17 protein-coding genes are annotated in these 22,126 nt (G+C 67.0%); 9 read left to right on the top strand and 8 right to left on the bottom strand.

Annotation, left to right across the window (positions count from 1 at the left end; genetic code table 11):
* Positions 1-136 precede the first annotated feature (136 nt).
* Positions 137-1,609: a sugar transferase gene (locus QE397_RS16995; RefSeq protein ID WP_373425246.1), complete on the top strand. Its 1,473-nt coding sequence runs from the start codon at positions 137-139 to the stop codon at positions 1,607-1,609.
* Between the two features lie 19 nt (positions 1,610-1,628).
* On the opposite strand, the gene QE397_RS16990 is transcribed toward QE397_RS16995, so the two are convergent.
* From QE397_RS16990 to QE397_RS16965, 6 genes are read right to left on the bottom strand one after another with little or no spacing between them, the layout of a single operon-like run.
* Complete coding sequence (locus QE397_RS16990; protein WP_307096218.1) at positions 1,629-2,204, bottom strand: YdcF family protein; 576 nt, start codon at positions 2,202-2,204, stop codon at positions 1,629-1,631.
* Between the two features lie 9 nt (positions 2,205-2,213).
* A complete protein-coding gene (locus QE397_RS16985) occupies positions 2,214-3,347 on the bottom strand; it encodes a glycosyltransferase (protein WP_307096216.1) in 1,134 nt (377 codons plus the stop codon).
* Positions 3,344-3,889 carry a DapH/DapD/GlmU-related protein gene (locus QE397_RS16980; RefSeq protein ID WP_307096214.1) on the bottom strand — a complete coding sequence of 182 codons (546 nt, stop codon included), beginning with the start codon at positions 3,887-3,889 and terminating at the stop codon, positions 3,344-3,346. The genes QE397_RS16985 and QE397_RS16980 overlap by 4 nt, the downstream gene beginning before the upstream one ends.
* Complete coding sequence (locus QE397_RS16975; protein ID WP_307096212.1) at positions 3,886-4,869, bottom strand: GDP-L-fucose synthase; 984 nt, start codon at positions 4,867-4,869, stop codon at positions 3,886-3,888. Before QE397_RS16975 ends, QE397_RS16980 begins: the two co-directional genes overlap by 4 nt.
* On the bottom strand, positions 4,866-5,912 hold the full coding sequence (gene gmd, locus QE397_RS16970; RefSeq protein WP_222633051.1) for a GDP-mannose 4,6-dehydratase: 1,047 nt from the start codon (positions 5,910-5,912) through the stop codon (positions 4,866-4,868). The genes QE397_RS16975 and gmd overlap by 4 nt, the downstream gene beginning before the upstream one ends.
* Positions 5,909-7,120: a glycosyltransferase family 4 protein gene (locus tag QE397_RS16965; RefSeq protein ID WP_307097611.1), complete on the bottom strand. Its 1,212-nt coding sequence runs from the start codon at positions 7,118-7,120 to the stop codon at positions 5,909-5,911. Before QE397_RS16965 ends, gmd begins: the two co-directional genes overlap by 4 nt.
* A gap of 348 nt (positions 7,121-7,468) precedes the next feature.
* Between QE397_RS16965 and QE397_RS16960 the strand changes: the two genes are divergently transcribed.
* From QE397_RS16960 to QE397_RS16925, 8 genes are all read left to right on the top strand, one after another.
* Complete coding sequence (locus tag QE397_RS16960) at positions 7,469-8,797, top strand: hypothetical protein (protein WP_307096209.1); 1,329 nt, start codon at positions 7,469-7,471, stop codon at positions 8,795-8,797.
* Positions 8,798-8,919: 122 nt separating this feature from the next.
* Positions 8,920-10,200: a hypothetical protein gene (locus QE397_RS16955; protein ID WP_307096206.1), complete on the top strand. Its 1,281-nt coding sequence runs from the start codon at positions 8,920-8,922 to the stop codon at positions 10,198-10,200.
* Positions 10,197-11,627, top strand: a complete 1,431-nt coding sequence (locus QE397_RS16950) for an oligosaccharide repeat unit polymerase (RefSeq protein WP_307096204.1) — start codon at positions 10,197-10,199, stop codon at positions 11,625-11,627. The genes QE397_RS16955 and QE397_RS16950 overlap by 4 nt, the downstream gene beginning before the upstream one ends.
* A complete protein-coding gene (locus QE397_RS16945; RefSeq protein ID WP_307096203.1) occupies positions 11,624-12,406 on the top strand; it encodes an SGNH/GDSL hydrolase family protein in 783 nt (260 codons plus the stop codon). The genes QE397_RS16950 and QE397_RS16945 overlap by 4 nt, the downstream gene beginning before the upstream one ends.
* Positions 12,403-13,743, top strand: a complete 1,341-nt coding sequence (locus QE397_RS16940) for a polysaccharide biosynthesis tyrosine autokinase (RefSeq protein WP_222633046.1) — start codon at positions 12,403-12,405, stop codon at positions 13,741-13,743. Before QE397_RS16945 ends, QE397_RS16940 begins: the two co-directional genes overlap by 4 nt.
* Positions 13,740-15,722, top strand: coding sequence for a polysaccharide biosynthesis tyrosine autokinase (locus QE397_RS16935; RefSeq protein WP_307096200.1), 1,983 nt, complete (start codon positions 13,740-13,742; stop codon positions 15,720-15,722). The genes QE397_RS16940 and QE397_RS16935 overlap by 4 nt, the downstream gene beginning before the upstream one ends.
* Positions 15,719-17,269 carry a glycoside hydrolase family 71 protein gene (locus tag QE397_RS16930; protein WP_307096198.1) on the top strand — a complete coding sequence of 517 codons (1,551 nt, stop codon included), beginning with the start codon at positions 15,719-15,721 and terminating at the stop codon, positions 17,267-17,269. The genes QE397_RS16935 and QE397_RS16930 overlap by 4 nt, the downstream gene beginning before the upstream one ends.
* 401 nt (positions 17,270-17,670) lie before the next feature.
* Positions 17,671-18,966 carry a glycoside hydrolase family 71 protein gene (locus QE397_RS16925; protein ID WP_307096196.1) on the top strand — a complete coding sequence of 432 codons (1,296 nt, stop codon included), beginning with the start codon at positions 17,671-17,673 and terminating at the stop codon, positions 18,964-18,966.
* A 1-nt stretch (position 18,967) separates the two neighbouring features.
* Here QE397_RS16925 and QE397_RS16920 read toward each other — a convergent pair whose 3' ends face one another.
* Complete coding sequence (locus QE397_RS16920) at positions 18,968-20,203, bottom strand: lipase family protein (protein WP_307096194.1); 1,236 nt, start codon at positions 20,201-20,203, stop codon at positions 18,968-18,970.
* A 1-nt stretch (position 20,204) separates the two neighbouring features.
* Positions 20,205-22,055: a serine aminopeptidase domain-containing protein gene (locus QE397_RS16915; protein WP_307096192.1), complete on the bottom strand. Its 1,851-nt coding sequence runs from the start codon at positions 22,053-22,055 to the stop codon at positions 20,205-20,207.
* Positions 22,056-22,126: the final 71 nt, after the last annotated feature.

Here is a 22,126-nt window from a genome sequence, read left to right as displayed (position 1 = left end):
GTCGGCGGCGGAACTCGAGCCAGAGGCGGTGTCGTGCGTGACCAGCGTTGACGAACGAAGCAGTGTCAGAGGTGTGTCGATCCCTCGTCCTGCCGTGTCGAGAACGACCGACGAGCCGAACTACTCTCGCGTCACCGTGCCTTTCCCTCGGGTCGCACCGTCGTCACGTGCCCACTGGCAAGCCGTCTATCGGCGCCGTGTGGCCCTGACCGATCTGGCGGTCATCGTCCTCTCCGTCGCGCTCGCACACGTGGTGCGGTTCGGGGAGAACTCGTCGCTCATGGCCGCGTCCGTCGACATCGACTACGTCACGGTGTCGCTGCTTCTGGTGGTCGGTTGGTCCGCCTTCCTGGTGATCTTCGGAGCCAGGTCGACGCAGATCATCGGGACCGGGGCAGAGGAGTATCGACGCATCCTCTCGGCGACCATGCGACTCTTCGGTGTCGTCGCGATCCTGTCTCTGCTGTTCCGCATCGACTTCGCACGCGGCTACCTGGCCATCGCCCTTCCCTTCGGCGCCGTCGGCCTGCTGATCGGTCGGCACGTCTGGCGGGGGTGGGCACGACGACACAAGGCGTCGGGACTGTTCACGACCTCGGTGCTCGTGGTCGGTTCGCACCGCGCCGCCACATCCATGGCGGCGTCCTTCGAGCGGGACGAGTCGAGTGGCTGCCGGGTCGTGGGTGCCTGTGTGCCCGGGCACGGTGTGGCCACGTCCAGCAATGGCGCCGGGTCCCTCGACGTCGACGGTCACCGCATTCCGGTACTCGGTGACGAGCACGCCGTCATCGCTGCCATGCATTCCACCGGCGCCGACGTCATCGCGGTCACCGCGACCGAGCATCTGGGTGCCGAAGGAATGAAGCGCCTGCTCTGGGAACTCGACCCGTTCGGCGTCGATCTGGTCGTGGCGCCCGGCGTCGCCGACATCGCAGGTCCGCGGCTCACCCTCCAGCCGGTCGCCGACCTTCCACTCCTCCATGTTCAGAAGCCGCGCTACCAGGGAGCCACCCGCTTCACCAAGACCGCCTTCGACATGTGTTTCTCGGCTCTCGCTCTCCTGCTCGTGTCGCCCGTTCTGCTCGCCATCGCGCTCGCCGTGAAGATCGACACTCGCGGCCCCATCTTCTACAAGTCGGAGCGAATGGGACTGGACGGTAACCCCTTCCAGATGATCAAGTTCCGCACCATGGTGGTGGACGCCGACAAGCATCTGGCCACCCTGCTCGCGCGCAACGAGAGCGAGGGGGGAGTGCTGTTCAAGATGAAGCACGATCCGCGAGTGACGCGTGTCGGCCGAGTTCTACGCCGCTACAGCCTCGACGAGTTGCCGCAGTTCGTGAACGTGCTCCGTCGCGAGATGAGCGTCGTCGGTCCGCGTCCGCCGTTGCGCCGTGAGGTGGAGACGTACGACGGAAACGTGCGTCGGCGTCTGCTGGTGCGCCCCGGTGTGACCGGCCTGTGGCAGGTGAGTGGTCGATCCGACCTCACGTGGGAAGAATCTGTGCGCCTGGATCTCTCGTACGTGGAGAACTGGTCCATGACACAGGACATGCTGATCATCGTGAAGACCGTGCGTGCGGTGTTCGGCAGCGAAGGCGCGTACTGACTCCGTGTGCGAAGGGCTGTCAGCAGTCCTCGAACACCGCGCGTGCGAATCCCGCTGTCTGATAGACGTACTGCCACGTCCACGCCCACCAGGGGAGCTCGGTCGGGCTCGCGAGCACGGTCAGGTCACCGTCCCAGCACTTGTCGAGGATGTACCGACTGCGCGACACGTGGGGCCGGAACGTCACGACCAGAACATGTTTCCAGTTCTGCTCCTCCGCGAGCCGGCGGATCTCTCGTCCCTCACCGCGGGTGGTCGACGGGTCCGGAACGAAACAGGTGACCGTGAAGTCGTAGGTGCCGTTGCACAGATCGCTCATGTAGTCGGGATCGCCGTAGGAACCGACACCTCGTGCGGTGTACGGATCCGAGAACACCACCTGCGGCGCATAGCCGTCCTCTGCCAACTCGAGGCCGAATTCCTCACGTCCGTCGTGGGCGCCTCCGAGAACGACGATGGCGTCCGCGGCAGTGGGCTGATCGACGCGCGGGCTCACGTAAGGCTCCCAGCCGACGGCGGTGGCCACGGCGACGGCGCCGACAACGGTGAGCGCCACCCGACGGCGACGGCGCCGGGGCGACTTCCTCTGCAGCACCCGGTCAGTCTACGGCGAGGGTGCGGGTGCGCCGTCGCGTGAGTACGCGGCGTCGAGCGTCTGAGCGACGGAGGCCATGCCGGAGGTCTCCCGGACCGTCCGGAAGGCGTTCTCGCCCGCTGTGCGGAGCGTCGGGGGGTCCGCAAGCAGCGCGGACATCGCCGCGGTGAGCTCGGAAACAGTGCCGTTCGTCACTGCGCCGCACGCGTTCTCGGCGATCAGGGGGGCGAGACCACAGGTGTCGGTGACGATCACGGGTACGCCGACGGACATGGCCTCGAGAACCGACATCGGGTAGGGCTCGTCCACGGACGGCAACACGTAGAGGTCGGCCGTGCGCATGGTCTCCAGCGTCTCGTGTGGTGGCAGCGGACCGCGCCACTCGACGGAAGCGCTCACGCCGGCGTCGGTGATGCGCGCGGCGACCGCATCGCCTTCACCCTCATCTGGTCCGACCAGGGTGAAGCGAGCGGTGTGGCCCTCAGCCAGGACGGCGACTGCCGCGTTCACGAAATCGACGGGGCGTTTACGAGCCTGAAGTCGAGCGAGGAAGAGCACATGCGGCGGGGCCTCACCGGATTCCCGTCGACGTTCCGCGGCGGGAACACCATTGGCGAGACGGATGAAGTCGAGGTCGGTGTTCGCCACCGCCTCGACGTCGCGCTTCTCGTGATCCGTCAGGTGAAACACCCCGGAGGCGCGGCGCAGTACCGGACGCGTGAGCAGAGCATCGATCGGCCGCGCCAACATCTTGTCGGTCGGGTCGATCATGCCGTGAGTCTGTGTGAACAGCCGCTGCGATCGGCCGACAGCGATGCGCGCGATCGGCAGCGTGACGAGGTCCCGCGCCAGGTGCACATGGACCACGTCGTAGTCTCGGCCGTGGCGCAGGAACCACGTCACCATGGCTGGGGACGACAGGCCCGCGAAGCCCGCGCCCGGCAGTAGCGCACGGACCGGAAAGAGGCGGACCGGCACGCCGTCCTGCTCGGTGGGCGCCACGTCGAAGCCGCGGGTGCCGGCGGCAATGGTGACGTCGTGGCCGCGTGCCCTGAGCTCGCGTGCCTGGTTGACCGCCACTCGCACCGGCCCGCCGTAGGCGCCGTCCGGTGAGATCAGTGTGACGACGTGAAGAATCCTCACGGTCGCATCACCGCGTTCGGTGCCAGGACGACGGCGTCCGCTGCGACGTCCGCGGTGACCAGGGCCGTGGCCCCGACGACAGCGTCGGATCCGATGGTGACTCCGCGTAACACCGTGGCTCGCGCGGCGATCCATGCCCCGTCGCCGATCTCGATCGGCGCGTTGTCGAACTCGAAGGTAGGAGACCGGCGGTCGTGACTACCGGTACACAGCAGCACGCCCTGCGAGATGCAGACGTCGGAACCCACCGTGACGGGCTCGAGGTTCAGGATCCAGACGTCCTCGCCGATCCATGAATCGCGCCCCACCGTCAGCTTCCACGGCCAGTGAATGCGAACGCGGTGTCGGATCAACACTCCGTCGGCGATGGTGGCACCGAACGCCCGGAGAACGCGGACCCGGACCGAACCGGGGCACCACCATCGCGTCAGTACCGTCCCGGACACTGCCAGCCAGAGAATCTGCTTCAGCGGTCCTGCGCCCTTGTCGTAGCCTCGGCCGGTGAAGCCGGCCAACGATCGACGCAGAGGTGCCGCGCTCACGACCGCACGGCGTCGGCACGGCCCGCGGTGCGGTACCAGTCGACGACGCCGGCGATTCCGTCGGCGAGTCCGACGGACGGCGACCACCCCGACTCCGTGAGAGTCGTGACGTCCAGCAGCTTGCGCGGTGTGCCGTCCGGCTTCGAAGTGTCCCAGTTCACGTCACCGTTGTACCCGACCGCGGCCGCTACCAGGTCCGAGATCTCGGCGATGGTGTGATCGACGCCCGTGCCGACGTTCACCTGCTGCGGTCCGTCGAAGTGCTCGAGCAGGTGGAGACAGGCCGATGCCATGTCGTCCACGTGCAGGAACTCGCGACGCGGCCTCCCGCTGCCCCAGTTCGTGACCTGTTCGGCCCCCTCGGCGACTGCCTCCTCGAAACGGCGCACCAGTGCGGGCATGACGTGCGATCCGGAACGCGAGAAGTTGTCTCCCGGGCCGTAGAGGTTGGTCGGCATGGCAGAGATCCACGGCAACCCGTACTGCTTGCGCACCGACTGCACCTGCAGGATGCCCGCGATCTTGGCGATGGCATACGCATCGTTGGTCGGTTCCAGCGTGCCGGTGAGCAGATACTCTTCGCGAATCGGCTGTGGCGCCGATCGCGGGTAGATGCACGAGGAACCGAGAAACAGAACCCGTTCGACGTCGTGGGCCAGCGCTGCGTCGAGGACGTTGACCTGGATGCGCAGGTTCTCGGAGAGGAAGTCCACCGGGAACGTGTCGTTGGCGAGGATGCCGCCGACTTTCGCGGCAGCGAGAACGACTGTGCGGGGGCGAGTCGCGGAGAAGAACTCGAACACCTGGTCGCGCTCACGAAGATCGAGCTCGGACGACGTCCGTCCGATCAGCGACGTGAAACCTTCACCTTCGAAACGGCGCCAGAGAGCCGATCCGACAAGGCCGCGGTGGCCGGCGATGTAGAGCGGTTCGTCGCGATCGAGCGGACCGGGCACGACACTGCTCGGTCCGGTGGTCACGACCTGTTCCAGTCCGGGAGGGACGGGCGATCGATCCACGGCTTGCCCTCGTGCGTGAGCGCTGCGACATCCGCATCGACCATGATGCGGGCGAGTTCGGGGGTGTGCACCGTGGCTTTCCAGCCCAGGTCGCGTTCCGCCTTGCTCGCGTCACCGATGAGGGCGTCGACCTCGGAGGGTCGAAGGTAGCGCTCGTCGAACCTGACGTGCTGCTCCCAATCGAGACCGACCTGCTCGAACGCGGCGACGAGGAAGTCACGGACCGAGAAGTTACCGCCGGTCGCCAGGACGTAGTCGTCGGGAGTGTCGGCCTGCAGCATGCGCCACATTCCCTCGACGTACTCGGGTGCGTAACCCCAGTCACGGATGGCGTCGAGGTTGCCGAGGTAGAGCTCGTTCTCCATGCCGGCGGCGATGCGAGCCGCTGCGCGGGTGATCTTGCGCGTCACGAAAGTCTCACCACGGCGGGGTGATTCGTGATTGAACAGAATGCCGTTGACAGCGAACATCCCGTAGGCCTCGCGATAGTTCCGCGTGACCCAGTAGGAGTAGACCTTCGCGGCACCGTAGGGCGAGCGCGGATGGAACGGCGTGGTCTCGTCCTGCGGAGGCGGTGTGGCACCGAACATCTCGGAGCTCGACGCCTGGTAGAAGCGGCAGTCCAGGCCTGCGAGACGCACTGCCTCGAGCAGTCTGATGGAGCCGATACCCGTGGTGTCACCGGTGTGTTCGGGCTCGTCGAAGCTCACGCGCACGTGGGACTGCGCACCCAGGTTGTAGACCTCGTCGGGACGGATCTGCATGAGCAACGTCACGAGGCGGGCACCGTCGCTGAGGTCGCCGTAGTGCAGGAACATCTTCGCGTCCGGGTTGTGCGGGTCGGCGTAGATGTGATCGATGCGAGAGGTGTTGAAGGAGGACGAGCGACGCACGACTCCGTGCACCTCGTATCCCTTCGCGAGCAGGAGCTCGGCCAGGTAGGAGCCGTCCTGTCCGGTGATGCCCGTGATGAGGGCGCGCTTTCCGGTTCCGATCTTCGTCATGAGCTGATAACACTTTCGGTGCGGGCCGGGGAGCGGCGTGCGGCTGCGAGCCGACGAAGCCACCCCTCGTAGCGGTCGATGGCGTAGTCCTCGGAGAGCATGCGGGTGCAGTACCTGCGCCCGGCGTCTCCGAACCGGCGGGACGACACGTCGTCCGAGCCGATCGCGAGAGCAGTGTCGAGAAGCTCTCGGGGGTCCCCCGACCCGATGTGAACTCCGGCCCCCGACGCACGGATCTCATGCGCCGTCGTGCTCGTGGGGTCGGTCGCGGCGAGAACAGGATTGCCGCTGGTGAAATAAGACGTCAGTTTGCTGGGAACGGCCATCTCGGCGACGCCCGGCTTCTCGTTGACGAGGAGCACGTCGGCGGCGGCGAGTGCGGACCGGAACTCGAGGTCCGGGAGCGGCCGAACGAACTGGAGACGTGAGACGCCGACGGCGGCGGCCTCGAGCTGGGGGCGCTGATTGCCGTCACCCATGAGGACGAATCGAACACGTCGTCCCTCCGCGTCCGCCAACCGCGCGGCCTCGACGACGTTCTCGAGTCCTTGCTTCGCGCCCATGTTGCCGGAGTGCAGGACGATGGTCTCGTCCTCGGCCCACCCGAACGACCGGCGTGCGGCCTCCTTGTCGATGGTGCCCATCGGCTGGATGTGGGTCCAGTTGCGAATCACCTCGACCTTGGCCGGATCGACCTGCAGGTTGCTGGTGACGTGGTCGCGGAAACGGTCGTGGATCACCGACACGCCGTCCGCGGCACGGAGGATCTCGGACTCGAAGCGGGCGGCGGCGCGTGCTCCGCGGCCGTCCATCGCGCCGGTCTCGACGACACCGAGGCTGTACAGATCCTGGACCCACACACCGACGGCGGGCCGACGCGGCGAGAGGCGCGCACGGGTGATCGCCATGGCGGTCGAGATGAGAGTGGGACTGACACAGAGCAGTACGTCGGGGCTGTTCCAGCCGCTTCGCACGGAGCGGGCTCCGAAGCTCGCCTCCATCTTGATGCGGCCCTTGGGGGTGGGCGGATCCGGAACGAGGTGGCGTCGACGGTGCACGTCGACGCCGTTGATCTGCTCGTCGGACGAGGACTGGTCGTACCCGTCCGCGATCCGCCACTCGGGATAGTGGGGCATGCCGGTGACGACGTCGATCCGGTGTCCTCGCGTTGCGAGGCCCTCCGCGAGCGCGGTGGTGTAAGGCGCGATTCCCGTCGTCTCGGGCGCGTAGTTGATTCCCAGAATCGTGACGCGCAGGGGCCGGGCCTCGAAGGCCTCGGCGCCGTCTCGCGGCTCGGTACGGATGTCGGGGAGTGCTGTCCACTCCCGCTGCGGCGAACTGATACTGCACCTCCGGGTCTAGGTTGCGTACGAAACCGTCCCCGAGTCGGTTTCGAGCCATTGAACCAGATAACCGGTTTCAAGACAACTGTGAAACCGCCGCACTCAGTTGTTAAAGTGTTTCCATCAGACCCGTCGGTTCGGGAACGCGGTCGCAACACGGCCCGCTGCCTGGTATGTGGTCCGTCACGTGAAGGACAGGGGAATCGTCATGACATGTCGGAGTGGGGCGCACGGCACGCCTCGGTGTGCCCGATGACCGCCGATCCGTGGGCCGGCAAATTCTGCTGCCAGGTCGAGACGCTGTACGGAGACGTCGACCTCGGTGCCGTGACGAGTGTCGGCAGGGCGTGGGCGGAGGCGTGTTTCGCTCCCGGCCACCGGCCGGCGGTGCGATGGATGGTCGCCACCGGTGACTTCGACGTTCTGCCCCTCACGGATGCCGTCCACGACGCGCTCGACGCCGGGGAGCTGACGCTGACCCGGGACGGCTTCCGCGAGAGCGCGATCGCGGACTTCGTCCGGCGGGGCGACCGCCCGGACGCCGACGGAGCCTTCGACCACGCGACGGTGCACGTGGTGGTCGGCGCCCGGCACGTCCGCGTCGTCTACAGCCACCTCTTCGGAGACGAGACGGTCTTCTTTCCGAAGGTGCGACGGCTGTCTCTCGCGATCGGTGGCCGAACGCTCCCGATTCCGCCGCCTCTCACGGACGAGCGTCCGCTCACCGGTCTCCGCCTCCTCGGCGCCGCGGCTCAGGTCGCTATGTCACGCCCGCGGGCAGTGGCCACGGCGGCGCGAACCATCGTGCGAGGGCGGTCGACCGATGCGGTGATGCCCCCGAGCTCCGTGACGCGACCGGCAGATCCGAGAGCGCTCTTCGCGATCTGTGTGACGATCGAGACGGTGTCGGCGCCCAAGATCCCGTCGGTTCTGCTGTACTGCTCGATCCTTCGCGACCTCGCACTGCCGGCGGGCGTCATGAACCACGTCATCGCGGATCTGCGCTCCTACTCGCCCGCCCTGTCCGGCACGGGCGGCAACGCGGTGAGTCATGTGCCGTTCGTCGCGGACTGGTCCCGTGACGACCCGAGCGGCTGCGCGGCCTCGATCGCCGCTCGATTGCGTGTGGCGGAACCGGTGGTGCGGACGGCAGCGTCGAGGCTGTTCGGACTCGGCGCGCGGATGACGACGTCGCGGACGTCCGTGTCGAGCGCCACCCTGGCCACCTCGATGTCCTACTACCGCGTTCCCGCGGGTCAGTCGGTCGTCCGGTCCGACGGGGATGCCGTCCACGTCACGGGGTTGCAGACGCCGGATCTGGGTGTGCTCGCGTTCAACGCGCGGGACTTCGGCGGTACCGCGGATCTGACAGTGTCGCATCGCGGTGGACTCGTCGATCGAGATCGCGTGCTCGCAGCCCTGGTCGTCAACGCTGCTCGAGTGGGGTGTCGGGTCACGTGGTCCTGGTCCTTCGACCGGCACGACCACGCGTCGTCGAGTTCGCCGATCACGGCTGTGCCGACCGAGGGCAGTTATGCATAGCCATAAACAATCCTGTAGTCTTCTTTCGAGGCAGTGATCAGGTTGCCGGTACGCATCGTCGGGGTGTAGGCGGGTCATCAGTCGGTGATTCGTCGTCCAACACGTCGAGGGGCGGTGTCAACATGGCTGGGCTCAAGTTTCGGGTGATCGCCAGCGCAGGGGACCAGGTCCTCTCCAGCGTCAGCAACGCTGTCATTCTCTTCGCGATGGCCGGTCCGTCCTCGGTCCAGGCATTCGGTGCCGCGGTCCTCGTCTTCTCGATCGTCACCGCTGCCATCGGACTCGTCCGAGGTGCCCTGGGCACACCGTTGTTGCTCATGAGCGGCGAGTCGCGTGAGGACATCCTGCGTGAAGGGTCTCGCGGTCTCGGTTCGGCGCTCCTGTTCGGTGCGGTGGTCGGTGTCGTCGCCCTCGTGGTGTCCATCGCCCTCGACGAGCCCCAGGTCGGAATCGCCTACGCGACAGCCGTTCCACTCGTGCTCGCACAGGATGTCCTGCGGTTCGTCTCCATGGCCCTGGGGGAACCGGAATCGGCGTTCGTCAGCGACGCGATCTGGGCAGTGGGTGCTGGTGCAGTACTCGTCACGACGTGGATCTCGCCGACCGCTCTGGTCATCCCCGAGATGATCTGGTTCTGGTCCATCGCAGGTGGACTCGCCCTTCTGCAGCTCGCCTGGCGCACGGGTATTCGCCCGACGTTCCGTGGCCTCCGGACGTGGTGGGTCGAATTCTGGCAGCACCGAACGCGTTTCGCCTTCGAGAGCGGCGTGGATCAGATCGCCGCGATCCTCATCGTGTCGGTCTCCACCATCTTCATCGGCACCGTCGCCGCCGCATCACTGCGCGGCGCGGTCACCGTCCTCGGGCCCTTCGCTGTCCTCATCAGTTCGTTGCCTCTCATCGTCATCCCCGAGGCCGTGCGGGCAGGGCACAGCGCCAAGCAGATCTGGCGCACCCTGAGCTACGCCGCGTGGATCACGTCCGCCCTCGCCGCCACCATCGGGTTCCTGGCACCGTTCGTCCCCTCGTTCCTGGGTCGCCTGTTGCTGGGTGATTCGTGGGCCGAGGCGACACAGGTGCTGCCGTTCCTCGGACTGGAGTACGCCGCGATCTGCTGGATCGCCGGCGTCTACAACTTCTATCGGTCGCGTGGAGCGTCCGCCGAACTCCTGAAGTACCGCATCGTGCAGAGTCTGCTCGGCATCGTCATCTGCACGGGCGCAGCGGCGATCTTCCGCACTGCTGTCGGCGTGGCGATCGGGCTCGCTCTGTCGGCCACCGTGATGGCCGTGTGTCTGGTCGTCGAGGTGTACCGGAAGCAACTTCGACAGGTCGCCGCAGAGCGTCGCCCCGTGCCTGCGACCGCACTGGCAGCCCGCGGCTACGCGGAGTCGCGGTCATGACCGCCCCGTCCACGCGCCGACTGCGCCCCACCACCGTCGCCACGATGTCGAGCGGCCGGCTCGGTGCTCCGCTCCTGGCGTGCTGGGTGGCGGCGTCCATGGTCGTGCTGGTGCCCGTCGTCGTCATCGGCTTCACGCCCACTCCGCATCGCCCGGTGTGGATGGGCGCCCTCGCCGTGACCACGATCGCCGGAGTCCGCTACGCCTGGATCATCGGTGAGGGCCGTCGCCGCCTCATCGAGATGTCCTTCTGGATGTTCACCTACGTCTTCCTGGGGCTGGCCCCTCTTGCTCAGTTGCGACTGGAGCAGAACCCGCCCACCACGCCGCGTCTCGATCCGTCCCTGGACATCAAGGCCATGGTCATCGTCGTCACCGGCCTGGTCTTCTTCTGCGTCGGTCTCCTGGTCGCGCGACTGGTGTGGCCCAAGCTCCCGCCCATCGTGACCGGGGAGCGCGGAGCCGGACGTATCGACCCGCTTCGTGCGGTGGCACTGGCGGTCGTCGCGCTCGCTCTCAACGCGTACTACATCAGCCGCATCGGCCTCGGCACCTTGTTCACGAGCCGCACCGCCGTGACCGAGCAGGCGGAAGGATCGCTCGGACAGTCGACCACCGCGGTCATCATCGCCGCGGGTGCCATGATGTCGCTGCTGGTCGCGTTCATCGCCGTGGTCAAGTACTACGACACGATGACGGTGAAGGAACGGGCGTTCCTCCCGATCATCATCCTGCTGGGCGCGACACTGTGCGTCACCCTCAATCCCATCTCCAACGCGCGCTACCTGTTCGGCACCGGGGCGCTCGCGGTCGCAGCGCTGTTCGGACTGTTCGCCACCCGCGCCCGGTTCCGCGTCGTCGCGATCCTGGCAGTGGCCGCGCTCGTGCTCGTCTTCCCCCTGGCCGATGCCTTCCGCTACAGTTCGTCCGCCCAGTTCAAGACATCGAATCCGTTGGAGTCGTTGACGTCTCCGGATTACGATGCTTTCGCGCAGATCAACAACACGGTGCTGTACGTCCAGAACAACGGCGACACCGGAGGCGACCAGGCCCTGGGCGTGCTCTTCTTCTGGGTGCCGCGGTCCGTCTGGGCCGACAAGGCACCCGACACGGGCGTGCTCCTGGCGCAGAGTCGGAACTACCCCGTGGACAATCTGTCGGCGCCACTCTGGGCCGAGTTGTACATCAACGGAGGGTTCCCGATTCTCGTGATCGGGATGCTGCTGTTCGGCCTCGTTGCGGGACTGCAGGATCGCCGTATCGAGATCTCGCTACGTACGGCACGCGCACCGACGGTGCTGGCCTGCATTCTGCCGTTCTACGCCATCATTCTACTCAGAGGCTCACTGCTGCAGGCGATGTCATACCTTCTCGTCATCATCGCGTGTGCCCTGTTCGTCACCGGAACCGGAAGGAACAAGGCATGACGCGGTCGGCCCTTCGGCGCGGCGACGTCCGAGCCGTCGTACTTCTCGCCATCGTCACCGTGGCCGCAGCGGGCGTGCTCTTCGCACGTGGCGCCGCTGAACCGTCCGGGACCGAATCGAGTGCGACGTCGACGTCGACGTCGACGTCGGCCTCCCTCGTGCCTAGCCGAGCGACCACCGCGCTCTGGGTGGGCGACAGCTACACCGCGGGTGTGGGCAGGATCGACAACGCGTCCTACGCCCGCATCGTCTGCCTGCGCATGGGCTGGGCCTGCAACGTGGACGCCGAGGGCAGCACCGGGTTCCTCGACGACGGCGCCGCCGAGTACCAGGGCGTCACCAGCCGGCTTCCGGCCCGACTCGACTTCGACAAGGCCACCTTCGACGCGGATGCGATCATCGTCGACGCCGGACGAAACGATCTCGAGGTGCCGTTCGACGTCCTCATCGGGGCGATCGACGACTACGTCTCGGATCTTCGCGAAGGCTGGCCGGACGCGAGGATCGTGATCATCGTGCCCACGTTCATGTCCCCCGAGAAGTACGACAACTACGACGAACTCGTCGCCGGCATCGACGCGATCGCGGCGAAAGTCGGCGGGCAGGTCCTCGATCCTGTCGCGCGTGGGTGGTACGCGAACGTCGACATTCCCTCTATGCAGATCGAGGACAGGGTGCATCCCAACGCGGTCGGCAACGCGTATCTCGCGGGCGTGCTCGAGCGCGATCTCCGCGAACTCGGCCTCGGCGACCTCACCGCACCGGAAGGACCCCAGTGAACATCGCTTCGTTCTCCGCCACCGTCGGTAAGCGCTGGACGACCGTCGTCGCCGGAGTGCTTCTCGGGCTACTGGTCGCCGTCGGAATCCTCCTGACGTCCGACACCGTCTACCGCTCCACGTCGCAGCTCTTCCTCGGTACGCCCGGGTGGGGCGGTCCGACGACCCTGGGCAATTCGGATTCCAGTCCCTACCAGGGTGACGAGTTCACCCGGCAACGTGCGCAGACCTACGTGCGTCTGATCGAGGACATGAACTTCTCTCAGCGCGTGTCGGAGCGACTCGGAGGTTCGGTGTCGCCGTCGGCGGTCGCCGCGCATCTCGATGTACGGGTGGTCCCCGACACCGTTCTGCTCGACGTCACCGCCGGTGACGCGTCACCCGACACCGCGCGAGACATGGCCGTCGCAGCCGCGGAGCAGCTCACGGAGGACATCGAGACTCTCGAGACCCCAGCCGGCCTCCGCGTGGCCACCGTGCAGCCCGTGGCCGTGGGCAGCGCGACGGTGCCGACGGAACCGTCGTCTCCCCACACGGCACTCACGCTCGTCGCCGGTGTCACGGTGGGTCTGCTCCTGGGTCTGTCGGCGATGGTCGTGCGCGAGCGGTCACGGCGAACCGTGGACGACGCCGAGACGATCGTCGCCGCGACCGGTCGCCCCGTTCTCGCCACCATTCCCCACGTCACCGACGAGGCGGCGTTCGACGAGTTCCGGTACGACCTCGACTACCTGGCGCGGCGTGCGCCGTCCGGTGTCCTGGTGGTCTCCGGACCGGGATCCGGAGTCGGACGTACCGCCACCGTCGCGGGACTGGGCGCCGCGTACAGACGAGCAGGACGATCGGCGGTGATTGTCGACGCCGATTTCCGCAGTACGGGACCGGAAGCCGCGAGCGGCGGTGTGAGCGGAGTGGTGTTGGGGGAGCTCTCTCTCGCACGTGCACTCACCTCCGTCGACGGTGTCGCGCATCTCGTGAGCGGGGTGCACCCGGCCGAACCTGCACGACTTCTCGAGAACCGACGCTTCGCGGAACTGCTGGACGACCTCCGCTCGCGCTACGACGTCGTTCTCGTCGACTCGCCCGACGCCGGCCGCTTCGACGATGCCCGCACCGTCGCTCGCCTCGCGGACACGACGGTGTTGACGGCCGCCGCCGGCAGGACGTCCATCGACGATCTGGTGCGCTCGGTCGCAGACATGCGAGCGGTCGGCGTGGATGTCGCCGGCACTGTTCTCACTCATTCCCGAGGTACCCGAGCACGATTCGGCTACCTCGCTCCGCACGACGACCAGGACGCGCCGACCGCGGTGCAGACAGGAACGGTGACCCGATGAGCACACTCATCAAGAAGCTTCGCGTGAATACGCTCGTCTGGGCTGTGCCGCTGGGTGCAGTCGTCGGCGCGATACTCGCGCTGATGCTCACCGCCACCATGCCGAAGTCCTACACGGCGAGCACGGTGCTCTTCATCGGTTCACCCGCCGCGGGCGATTCGGCCGGTGCCTATCAGGGTGACCTGTTCTCCCAGCAGCGCGCAGGAACGTACGCGCAGTTGTTCACGGGCGACGACCTCGCCGTCAAGGTGAACGACGACCTCTCGCTCGGTCTGACGCCGAGCGAGCTGGCGTCCAAGGTTACCGCGGCCGCAGTCGAGAAGACCGTGCTCCTGCAGGTGGACGTGGTGGACGGCAGTCCCACGCGAGCCGCCGACATCGCCAACGCCTACGCGTCGAACTTCGCGCAGTTCGTCGGCCAGTTGGAGAACCCGACCGGCGGCGGCCAGCCCAGCTCGTTGGTCACCGTCATCACGGCAGCCGAGGCCCCTGCTGCCCCGACGAGTCCGAGCAGCACGACGAATCTCGCTGCAGGCGTCGTGGCGGGCGGTGCCCTCGCCGGCGCTGTCGTGTGGCTGCGCCGCCGCCTCGACAAGCGAGTGAGGTCTGTCGACGCGCTGTCCGAGGCCGCGGGCGCACCGGTCCTGGGACGATTGCCTGCCGACTCGGCCCGCGGCTCGACGCTCATCAGCCTGCCCGAGAACTCGACGGACGGGTACACCGAGAGTGCGCGCAAGCTGCGGACGACCGTGCAGTTCGTCGACGCGGACAAGCAGAAGGAGTCGCTCGTCGTCACCGGTGTCGGTGATTCCGCGGCGTCGCGTGAGGTGGCGGCGACACTGGCGCTTCTGCTCACCGAGACGGGGAGGACGGTGGTGCTCGTCGATGCAGATCTGCGCGAGGCGTCACTGCACCGGTACGTCGGAGCACCGGATGCTGCCGTCGGTCTGACCGATGTGCTCGCGGGTGCGATCATGGTCGAGGACGCGGTGACCACCGTTGCCGGTGGACGCCTGTCCTTCCTCGCTGCCGGTTCGGCGTCGTCCACTCCCGGCGAGGACATCGCCGCGAATCTGATGCGCACCGTTCTCGCCGAACTCGCACGCACTTACGACCACGTCGTCGTCGCTGCCGCTGCCGCCGATGCCTATGCCGATGCTGCGGTGCTGTCGCACGACGTGGACGGAACTGTGGTGGTCGTCCGGGAGGGTGCATCGACCGCCGCGCAGGTCTCCACTGCCGCGCGCGCCCTGCGGTCGACGGGTGGCACCCTGTACGGGACGGTGCTGGTCGCGAAGACGGGTTCGTCCGCGACGACCGTGTCGAACGCGCCGACACGAGTCGCCCCTTCTCACACCTCGATTCCGGAACAGTCGCCGGTCGCTGTGAGCCGTACCCGGCGAACGGAGGTCGACCACCACACCCCGGCCGATCGTGTGTTCGGCCGTGACGACGTCGTCCGTGACGACGTCCGCCGTTCGGCCGACGGGGTGGCGCGGGAGCGCCGCGACGACGATCGCTGGGTCTCCGATCACGACCGCTTCTCGGCGAATCGCGAGGTCGAGGACGCGATCACCGATCCGTTCCCGGCTGTCACCGCCGAGGAGGCCGGTGCTGTGCCGTCCGCGATGGAGTGGGCGCCGGCGGCCCCGGTGCGGCGCCACGTCCCGTCTCGCCCGTTCCCCCGCGCAGCGCTCCCGGCGGCGTCCGAGGCACCCGCGCCCAGGTCCGCAGATGTCGTCGACAAGGACGTCGTCAGCACGTCGGGCGAACAGGATGTCGATGTCTCCGCGTCGTCGAGCGACGAGGCGCCGTCGGACACCCTCGGCGACGGACCGGACGACACCCGTGACGAGAGCGGCAGCGAGGACGAGACCACGACCACTCGGCAGATCACGCGTCGTGGAGCACCTCGATCCCGCGCAGCGAACGGTCAGCCGGTCGCCGCTTCCGGGCGGGCACGCGGTAGATCGCGGTGACACTCGGCTCCCTCGTGTCCGGACGGCGTCGTCCGGTCGGACGGCGTCTTCTCGTCGTCGCCCTGATCGTCCTGTCCGCGTCGTCGTCGGCATGCTCGACGGCGATCTCGGTCGACGGCCCGGCCGGGCTCGACGGCGCGACCGTGGTCGGTGCGCCGGACGCGACACCGGATCAGACCCTGCCGTTCGACGTCCCCGCCGAGAGCGATTCCCCCAAGAAGGTCTTCGCTCACTACTTTCCGCCGTACCCGATCTCGTTGGACAATGTCGACCCCGCCGAGGACTACTACGCGACGCACTATCTCGATCCGGCCGGTGAGGACGGGAAGTATGCGGACGTCGGCGGTTTCCTCCGCGACCGACCGTTGCCGCGAGCGCCCCGTCCCGAGGTCGACTGGGTGAATCAGGATCTCCAGGACGAAGTGCGACAGGCCGTCTCGGCGGGAATAGACGGCTTCTCTGTCGATGTACTCGCGCCGATGGAGACCGGGTCGTTCTCGGTGGCCTCTCGACCCGCTGCACTGCTCGCGGCGGCGAACGCGGTCGACCCGGCGTTCTCGATCATGCTGATGCCCGACATGTCGGGGGTGCTGGCTGATCTCTCACCTGTGGAGCTGGCGGACGAGATGGCGGCGCTCGCGCTGTACCCGTCGGCCTTCCGAGTCGACGGTGCCATCGTGATCAGTCCGTTCCGGGCGGAAGCGAAGTCGCCGCAGTGGTGGGAAGACTTCGTCGCGGCGATGGCGACCCGACACGGTCAGAAGGTCGCACTCGTTCCGGTGTTCGTGGACTCGAGCACCGATCTCGCCGCGTATTCGTCAGTCTCGTACGGATTGTCGTCGTGGGGTGCCAGAAACCCTGCCTTCAATCCGTCGGACGACGCCGGGCCACAGTCTCCCTTGGGTCAGGCCTCGGAAGCGCACAGACTGGGCAAACTGTGGATGGCACCCGTGTCCGTGCAGGACGTTCGGCCGAGCCAATCGATCTTCGACGAAGCCTCCAACACCGAGAACCTCCGCGCGACCTGGCAGAACGCGATGGCCGGTGACGCCGAGTGGGTGCAACTGGTGACCTGGAACGACTACAGCGAAGGCACGTCGTTCGCGCCGAGCGTGCGTCATGGGTGGTCCTTCCTCGACATCTCCGAGTACTGGCTGTGGTGGTTCAAGGCGGGTGATCCGCCTGCGATCGTGCGCGACACCGTCTACCTCACCCATCGCACGCAGCTGGTCGGCGCACCGACTCGATCGGCCGAGGCGGCACCGATGGTCCTGCGTTCCGGTGGTACGCCGGCGTCGGACGAGGTGGAAGCTCTCGTGTTCGCGACATCCGAAGCCTCGGTGACCATCCGAACATCTGCGGGGGAGACGACCTGTACGGTCCCCGCGGGCGTGGGGGTCTGCACAGCGGCACTCGCTCCGGGCGACGTGTCCGTCACCGTCCACCGCGACGGAAATGACGTCGCTCGTGTGGATTCGCCGTTCGTCGTCGAATCTTCGCCCGACGTGCAGTCCCTTGACTACGTCGCGGTATCCAGTCGGCGCTAGTTCCGCATGGCCGTCTCGTGCAGGCGGTGAAAAAAAGAACTCGCGCCTTTTTCGAATATGTGCGTGTCATTAATGCGCAGCGCTCCTGCGCGCTAAGTTGCATTTCATGAGCACAGTGGCGTGGTTGTTCGACGCAGGTTCCGACGATGCGTGACCGAACCGTTCGGAACAGCGTCCGCGCAGGTCTCGACGGGCGATGGCCGCGCGGAATGCGACCGACCGTGCTGGTTGCTGCGACTGCGATGCTAGTGGTCAGCCTCGTACTGCCGACCGAGGACCACGTACCGACCTCGGATCAAGACGTGATCGCGACGGCCTACTCGGCACCGGCAATGCCCGTCGACATACCTACGTCCGCGAGCCCGAAGAAAGTATTCGCCCATTACTTTCCTCCATATCCGGTGTCGATAGACAATGCGGCACCGGCCTCCGACTACTACGCCACTCAATACCTGAATCCCAACGGTGAGAACAACAAGCATGCCGCCTACGGAGGTTTCCTCCGCGATCGTCCGATTCCACGGGCTCCCCGTAGTGGAAGCGACTGGAAGATTCAGGATCTCCGGCAGGAAGTCAGCGACGCACGCAGTCGCGGCATCGACGGATTCACCGTCGACATCCTGGTCAGGTCGTCGAGCGCCAATCCGATCGCACCCGTCACGCGTCAGCTGATCGACGTGGCGGGTCAGACGGGCGGGAAGTTCTCCGTGGTGCTGATGCCCGACATGAACGGTGAGCTCGGAGCACTCACGCCCGACGGAATGGCCGACGAGTTGGCTCAGTACGCGAAACTGCCGGGAACGTACAAGCTTTCGGACGGCCGCCTCGTGGTGTCGCCGTTCTACGCCGAGCGCAAGCCGGCGAGTTGGTGGTCGAGCTTCCTCACGTCGATGCGGAACCGGTACGGCATCACCGTGGCGTTCGTTCCGACCTTTCTCGACGCCCCGTCGAACATCGACGCCTTCGCATCGATCAGTTACGGCATGTCGAACTGGGGTGGCCGCAACCCTGCGTTCAACCCCACGGCGAACACGAATCCGTACTCCCCGGTGGCGATCGCCAACAGAGTCCGCTCGCTCGGCAAGATCTGGATGCAACCGGTGTCCTTCCAGGACAGTCGGCCGAATCAGAGCATCTACGACGAAGCGCAGAACACGACGAATCTCCGGAACACCTGGGACATCGCCATCTCCACGAACAGCGAGTGGGTTCAGCTCACCACGTGGAACGACTACAGCGAGGGGGCCACTTTCGCACCGTCGGTGCGGCACGCCTGGGGCCCACTCGACATCAGCGCCTACTACCTCGTCCGATACAAGTACGGCAGCTACCCGGCGATCCGGAGAATCGGACTGTTCGTGTCGCACCGTACCCAGCTCGCGTCCGCCAGGCCCTCGTTCCCCGAGACGAGACTCATGACGTTACGGCAGGGCAGCAGTCCTGCGCGAGACACGGTGGAGGCGCTCTCGTTCGGCAACTCCCCCGCGCAGGTGAGCATCACCGTGGGCTCAGCGACCACCACGTGCACGGTGCCGGCGGGTGTGGGTGTCTGCACGGCGCCCCTGACTCCCGGCAACGTCAGAGTCGTGATGCGGCGCAACGGTTCCACGGTGCAGTCCGTCTCCTCGTCTCAGGAGGTGGTCGCGAACCCGTACGTACAAACGCTGGACTACACGGTCACGAGCAGCAGGAAGTGACTCAGCCACACACGTCCGCTGCCGGCGGTTCGCCGCGGAACCGTGCTTCGAACCAGATCGCCGTCTCCGCGCCGGGGTCGAGATTGTCGTGACCCTGGCCCTGACGGACGATGTGATCGACGGAGTAGCCCATCGCACAGGCCTTGTCGATCGCACCGGCCACCCACTGTGGTTTGACGGTCTCGTCCTGATCGCCGTTGACGACGAGGATGGGACCAGCTGCTGATCGCCTCGGCAGTTCGATGTCGCCGAGCCAGTTCTCGAGGCGGTCGGCCGCCTCCGCCGTCGACGGAACCGTGTCCGAGGGGTTGATGTACTGGATCTTGTCCGCGCGGCGGGCGAGAGCGGCGGTGTCGGCCATGCATGCCGTCCAGGAGGACGAATCCTGTGCGAGTACGCCATGGAGATAGTCCTGCGGCACTGCGTCCGGCACGGCAGCGGTGAGGCCCGAGACGAGGAAGGGGAACCCGACCTGCTGGTCACGCGTCATGAAGCGTGACGACGCGAGGGTTCCCTGCTCGGTGAGGTCCAGGGCGGGAGCGAGAGCGACGGCGCCGACGAACGACAGTTCGGGGGCGTAGAAGTCGGCGAGTTCGGCCGCTGACCACGCTGCCTGGCCGCCCTGCGACACACCCATCGCAGCCCATTTGTCGGACGCCACCGGTGTCTCTGCGCGTGCTGCGCGCACGCCGTCGATCATGTTGTACGCACTCGTGTTCGGTTCGAGGTAGGGGTGAACGGGGGAGGACCCCGGCCCCTGATATCCGAGCCCTTGGTAGTCCGTCATGACGGCCACGTAACCCAGCTTCATGAGAGGGACGATGGTGGACGCGTATCCCAGAAGATCGGGATAAGCGGACGGTGCACAGTCCGCCGTGACGCCCGTCGTGCCGTGTCCGAAGGAGACCACGGGGCGGGATCCGTTCGGAGCGGGTGCATCCGGCGTGAAGACGATTCCCGACACTGCGGTCGGTCGGCCGTCGAGGCCCGATGTCGACCAGTAGACGATGCGGGTGGCCGTTGCGCCCACTGCCGTGATCGACGGATCGATGTCCTCCACCGGCTCGGAGGAGATCACTGTTCCCCGTTGGGCGGCGGTGTCGCCGTCCAGGGTCGGGAGTGGTTGTTGCACAGGCGCTGCGGGTGCGGCCGGCGCCTCGGACGAGCAGGCGGCCGTCGTCGCGGTGAGCATCGCGAGCGCGAGAACCATGAGGGTCCGGTGGGAACGGGGTGTCATATCAGAGTTTCTCGGCGCCCAGCGGCGCCGCGGAGGTGAAAGGGGTGGGGGAAGCGCCGCCGACGGTGTCGCCGACGACGGTCAGAAGATGCTCGAACATGGTCTCTCGGAGATCACGGTGATAGAGCGAGTGGTCCCCACGATCGAAGATCGCCACCTCGGGTCGCAGCCCGCGTCGGCGGAGCCGCTGCAGAGCAGAACGACCGCGACTGGCCTCGAAGAGCGCCGTGTCCTCGGGCGACAACAGCGTGACCGTTCGCGCACCGCTGGCGGCGAGTGGTCCGAGCACGACCTCGGGCGCGTTGACCAGCCCCATGGCACCGAGCGCTCGCCAGCCCGGGTCCGGCAGCGTGTCACGCACGGCGTGCACCCTGTTCCGCACTGCGCGGGCGAGGCGGAACAGTCTCGTCACCATCGCGGAATCCAGCGCGTCGACGTGTGCGGCCTTGATGGGCACCCTCGTGTTGCGGAACGACCACTTCGCCATGTTCATCATGACCACCGCGGCGGCGCCGTTCTCACGGGCAGCGAAGGCCGAGTGCCACGAACCGGAACAGATGCCGGCGTGCACCGTGGCCTGCGCCGGTGCTTCCACACTCTCGGCCACGTGCCGGACGTCGTCGCGCGCGTCGGCCGACGTGGGTGCCGTCGACTCCTCCGACGCGACGTCACCGCTGTCGCCCGTTCCGCGACGGTCGTAGCGCAACGCGCCCACGCCGCGGGACGCGAGCAACCGACCGCCCTCCACCCAGAGTCGAGCGGGACCGATTCGGTGCTCGGCGGCAGTCTGGTGCAGAACGACCACCCCGTCCTCCGCGCGGTGGCCCGCCGCCTGAGTGGCGAAGGACAGGAGACGGTCCGGTCCCCGGTACCCGATCGTCTCGATCACCGGCGCACCCTCCGCGGTGAGCCCCACTGCGGCGTCGTGTCGGACCGCCACGTCGACGGGGGCACGAACATCCGATGCTCCGACGGAGACCCACTCCGCGATCTCGGAGAAGACGGTGGTGGGAACCGAGAACACGAAACTGGGCGGGTTGACGAAGGTCTCGAGTCGAGAGGAGGTGATGCAGCTCGCTCCCGACGCAGCGAGGAGTCCGGTCACCGCCTTTCCTGTCCTGTCCGCCTCCCGGACCACGGCGAGAACACGAGGTGCAGCGGCGGCGGCGATGCCGCCGTCGAGCGACATGGACGAGAGTCGATCGACGGTGTCCTGCGCGAACGACCCACCGATGAAGGAGACTCGCCCGTCCGCAGCGACGTCCTCGCCGACCATGACGCTGTACTGAGCCCTCTGCTCCCGCACGTAGCGCCGGCCGGAGATCACCGGGTCCAGAAGGACGAGGGAGGCGAGTGGCTCGATGTCCCGGAGGACCTGAGATGCCAGGAGTGCTCCCGCCCGAACTCCGACGACGGACACCGGGGCGTCGACACAGGACCGAACGTGGTCGACAGCTTCGCGCACGCTGTCGAGCCACCCGTCCATCGCTTCGGGGTCGGACTGCATTCCCGCCGAATCGCCCAGCCCTCGGTAGTCGAATCGTAGGACGAGGAAGCCGGCTCGACCGAGAAGCTGAGCGAGTTGGCGTAGTCCGCGATAGGTGGGGATGTGCTCGCGCGCGATGGGCGAGCAGATGACGACCGCGCCGCGCGCCGTCCCCGATACAGGAATGTGCATGCTCCCGAACAGGGAGCTCTCGGGTGGGCCGAACCACGTGTCGACGGTCCGGACGGCCTGACTGCTCGCCTGTCGCGCCGAGGTCGCCTGCACCGCGGTGAGGCCGACAGGGCGGGAAACGTGGTCGGTCGACGATCGCACGGGTTCGTGCGTGGTGAACGCGTGTCGAGTCATCGGTATGCCCTTCGCTCCTGGACCAAGCAGTCTGACGGTATTCTATCGTCAATCAAACATACCGAACGACG

The organism is Rhodococcus sp. SORGH_AS_0301, assembly GCF_030818285.1.
Lineage (GTDB): Bacteria > Actinomycetota > Actinomycetes > Mycobacteriales > Mycobacteriaceae > Rhodococcoides.
This window is presented reverse-complemented; position numbering and strand designations above follow the sequence as displayed.